The sequence below is a fragment of the Mesobacillus boroniphilus JCM 21738 genome (assembly GCF_000517385.1).
Classification (GTDB): Bacteria; Bacillota; Bacilli; order Bacillales; family Cytobacillaceae; genus Mesobacillus; species Mesobacillus boroniphilus.
The window spans coordinates 1-4091 of the sequence record NZ_BAUW01000158.1 but is presented as its reverse complement, the minus strand read 5'-3'; the positions used below and the strand labels follow the sequence as shown (position 1 = coordinate 4091).

Annotated in this window: 5 protein-coding genes; all 5 read left to right on the top strand. The window is 33.0% G+C overall.

What is annotated here, in order from left to right; all coding sequences use genetic code 11:
* Positions 1–1417 (top strand): ATP-dependent nuclease (locus JCM21738_RS21085; protein WP_035210161.1); only part of this gene is annotated, 1417 nt, incomplete at its 5' end.
* 182 nt (positions 1418–1599) lie between these two features.
* The gene (locus JCM21738_RS21080) at positions 1600–2394 is read left to right on the top strand and encodes a 3'-5' exonuclease (RefSeq protein WP_023626046.1); all 795 of its coding nucleotides are present in this window, start codon (positions 1600–1602) and stop codon (positions 2392–2394) included.
* A gap of 564 nt (positions 2395–2958) precedes the next feature.
* A complete protein-coding gene (locus JCM21738_RS21075) occupies positions 2959–3141 on the top strand; it encodes a hypothetical protein (RefSeq protein WP_035210159.1) in 183 nt (60 codons plus the stop codon).
* Entirely contained in the window at positions 3075–3380 is a 306-nt protein-coding gene (locus JCM21738_RS27605) for a DUF3908 family protein (RefSeq protein WP_148296168.1), read from the top strand. Before JCM21738_RS21075 ends, JCM21738_RS27605 begins: the two co-directional genes overlap by 67 nt.
* Before the next feature lie 94 nt (positions 3381–3474).
* Positions 3475–3954: a DUF2321 domain-containing protein gene (locus JCM21738_RS21070; RefSeq protein WP_023626043.1), complete on the top strand. Its 480-nt coding sequence runs from the start codon at positions 3475–3477 to the stop codon at positions 3952–3954.
* Positions 3955–4091 lie beyond the last annotated feature (137 nt).

Genomic DNA, 4091 nt, shown 5'->3' with positions numbered 1-4091 from the left:
AGCATATAAGGATTCAGTGACTGGAGAAAAACAATACCATTTCGAAGCGGGTATCAGTCCAAAAGATTTAGAAGAAATCAAAGGAAGATATTATTTAAAAACTTTAAATTTAAAGTATCTAGCCAGTACTAGGGACTTGAACTCCTTCATAAAGAGAGAACGGAAGAATTTGTTGGTCGATATAAAAAAGAATAGAACACCTGAGGAAACAGTTTATGATGAAAAATATCTAGATAAGATTGATAAATCACTCGATATCATCAACAAAAGAGTGAGTAACCTTAACTATGTGAAAAAAGCAATGGGAAATATTAATGACGAATTAAAAGGTTTATCGTTTCACCATCTTTCGCAAAAGATAGAATTCGATGTAGGAGCTTGGGATTCCTCGCATTTTGTCGATAATTTAAATTTAGTGTCAAAGGTAAGAGATAAAAACCTTTCAATAAGCGGAGATGGAAGAAGTAATCAATTATTTATTGCATTATGGGCTAATCGCAATGAAGTTAATAAAGATCATTTGTTAGAAGTGACGTTTTATTGTATTGAAGAACCAGAGGCGCATTTACATCCACATCAACAAAGGAAATTAGCTGGATATCTCTCCAATAATATTAATAGTCAAGTTATTTTGACGACTCATTCACCTCAAATAGCCGAAGAGTTTCCGCCTGATTCTATAATTAGATTATATAATAAGGACCTGAAAACTAAAGCTGCTTTAGATGGATGCCATTCTTTAATTAATGATTCCTTTGTTAAATTTGGCCATAGAATGAGTATTATTCCTGCAGAAGCGTTTTTCTCCAATGTTGTATTACTAGTTGAAGGGCAATCAGAATTACTTTTTTATAAGGCATTAGCAGAATCGATAGAAATTGACTTAGATCGAATGAATATCAGTATTTTGATGGTTGATGGAGTAGGTTTTGATTATTATATTGATGTTCTATCAAATTTAGAGATTGATTTTGTTGTGCGAACAGATAATGACTTTTTTAAGTTACCGAAAAAGGATAAATACTGGTTTGCTGGAATTAAAAGATGTATAAAAATTTATAAGACTTTTTATGAGGAAGAAGAGGGAATGGAAGACTTACTCACCCAAGAAAACGCCCTGACAGATGTCCCATTGGATGTAACCCAAGATATTAAAGAATTAACAGTTAAACTACGTCAAGAATTGGAACAGCTCTCTATGTTTTTGGCTGAAAAGGATCTTGAACACGATTTAAGAGATTCGCCAGTTTCCGGACAACTGGAGAAATATTTCGGTTTACTTTTTGAGGAAAATGCAGACCCAGAAATAATCAAGGAGATGCAAAAGAAGAAAGCAACGTTTATGTTTAACTTTATCAATGATCCTAACACAGATTTATCAGTTCTAAAAACCATACATTGGCAAAACCTTTGCTGAAATGTGTTGAATTAGTGGAGGCACAAAGTGGAACCGACTAAGGAACAATTAGCAATTATTAATGAAGAAGAAAATTGTGTAGTAATTGCAAGAACCATCGCTGTCATAGCTCAATTATTAATTACTCATCCTCATTCCTAAGCTCAACAGCTAATCTTCTTCCTGTTGAGGATAAAATTAGGGTGTATGAAAAAAAGGTTATTGGAACACAAAAAGAAATTGCACTTTGGTTAGACCAATACGCACCTAAAATCTTAAAGAAGTTAGGTATAGTAGATAATAATCGAGCAGCTATACTGGTTCGAGGGAAGGTAACAGGAAATATTATTGACGAGAACTTAAAAATAAAACATAAGTTTTTCAATAATACTCCACTTGATAATGACTCAAATCTCTGGAGTCAATTATTTAAAGAATTGCTACTTATATTATTTGATAAGAATATTAATAAGTTTGATATGGTACAGAAATATCTAGATTTAAATTTGGATAAGAGAAATGCTAAATATATATTAGAACAACTACAAGAGTTATCGACAAATTTGGAATCTAACCCTTACGACATCTCAAACTATGAACAAGAGTTGATTAAGCTTGCTAAAGTTATAATACCTAACGGGGAAAAAGAAAAATCGAAAATGTTATTAAATGATGTATTAAACAATAATGAACATATAAATTCATATCTCCCTGCCAAAAAGGATGAGATACAAATTATGACTCTACATAAGTCTAAAGGGTTAGAGTTTGATATTGTATTTCATTTGGATTTATATAATTATATACTTCCTAATCCACAGAACGATCAAACACAGGACATAAATCTCCATTATGTAGGAATCACTAGGGCAAAAAAGGGATTGTTTTTGATTTGGAGTACAGAACGTTTTAATGCATCAGGTGAAAGGAAAATGGGTGTGCAATCTGACTTTTTAGCGAAAGGACATTTGAGAAGACTCAGAATGTGGTTGCCTTAGGGAGCAAGGGGACGTACCGTACCTTTTGCTCCTTTTTCGTAATTGTTTTTGGAAGCAAAAGTTACGTCCCTCTGCGTTTCGTTAAAAGGTGATTATACTATATATACCTTAGGGGGACATAGCAGCGGTCACAAGGGCTGACCCAATCATACTAGTTAGTTGACCTGAGAAAATAGCTAAACATTCAAAAGTACATCCGTATTTATTCATATCAGCCACCTCCAGATGTTTTTTAGCTATAAATAGAATCTGTAAGACTAAAAGAAGTGAATACAAAACTGCTAGTGCCCCAACCGGGAAAATGGCCCCCCTAAAGTATATATTCATTACAAATTAAGTAGACTCTCTAAAATTTATATAGTAATAATACAATTATAAAAAACATGAAAAAAATAGTAAATCATTCAAGGGAAATAAAAATTATTTTTCTATTTTTTTAAGAACCTTCCCCTTAAAAAATTCTATAACAAGGTGGACGACGAGACATGCAAAAGGTAAAAAACGTAAAAAATTGCAGGGAAATATCTCCTTTTGTCAAAGTAGAAGATGAAGGGAGGTGTAAACATGTCATATACTTATAGTAATTTCAAAGAAGATTTAAGAAGAAGAGCATTTGAAGAGAAAAACAGGTTTTATAAAAGGGTTTTAGAAGTAGTTGAAGACTATATCAACCAGAAGCTATTACGGGGTTTTATCCGAAAAATGTATTTAATAACAATGAGCATAAGGAATTTATTTTTTTACTAGAAAATAAAATTGTTATTGTTCATTTTGAAAGAGAAAAGACTTATTATATTCGTAGTTTTGACTCTACGGTTAAAGAATCGTCATTGACTATTCCAGAGTTTACTCAAGAAGGAGTACTGCTAAGTCTTCAGTTTGAGAATGGAGAATTAATAATATTTAATAGTTTGGATGATTCAAACAGATCCTGGAACGGTACCTACATTGAATTGATTCAAGCTTTTTTCAAGAAACTTAATTAATGATGGAGCATCGTGCGGAGAGCGTTTTATTTAATTGTTTTGTCGGTAACGTCTTCTTTTTTTGAAATGTTATTAGAAGAAAGATGGTGGTATTTTGGGTTACTATAAAACCGCGTTAGTATGTACTAATGGTCATCCTATTTCCAGTAATATAGAGGATTATCCCGAGGATTTTCAGAAATTTTGCACTCGGTGTGGGGAGAGCACAGTTTCTCAATGTAAAAATTGTCAAAGCAAAATAAGGGGATATTATGAATGTGAAGTAGTAGATTTCACTCCATATGCCCCCCCTTCCTATTGTTATGAATGTGGTGAAGCTTTTCCATGGGTCGAGAATAGCATTAATGCATTTATTGAACTGATAGAAATCCAAGGAGGATTCTCGGAAGAAGAAAAGGAAATGTTAACAAAGAGTCTGTACGATATTTCGAGTGATTCTCCAAGAACACAAGTTGGAGTATTAAGAATAAAACAGGTTGCTGCTAAAGTTGGTCCGGAAATAAAAGGCTTAATGGTAAACATTTTAGGAGGACTGGCAACTGAGGCTGCAAAACAGCAGTTAGGAATAAAGTAAAAAAGCATTGAGGTGCTTTTTATTAGGGTGTAACGTTATATGGAATGCCTAGAGCCAGAGATCCAAAAGTATATAAAGCATTTGATTTATGGCTTTAGTTATAGGTATAGTCTATGAGCAGCGGGTCGGTTCTTCTG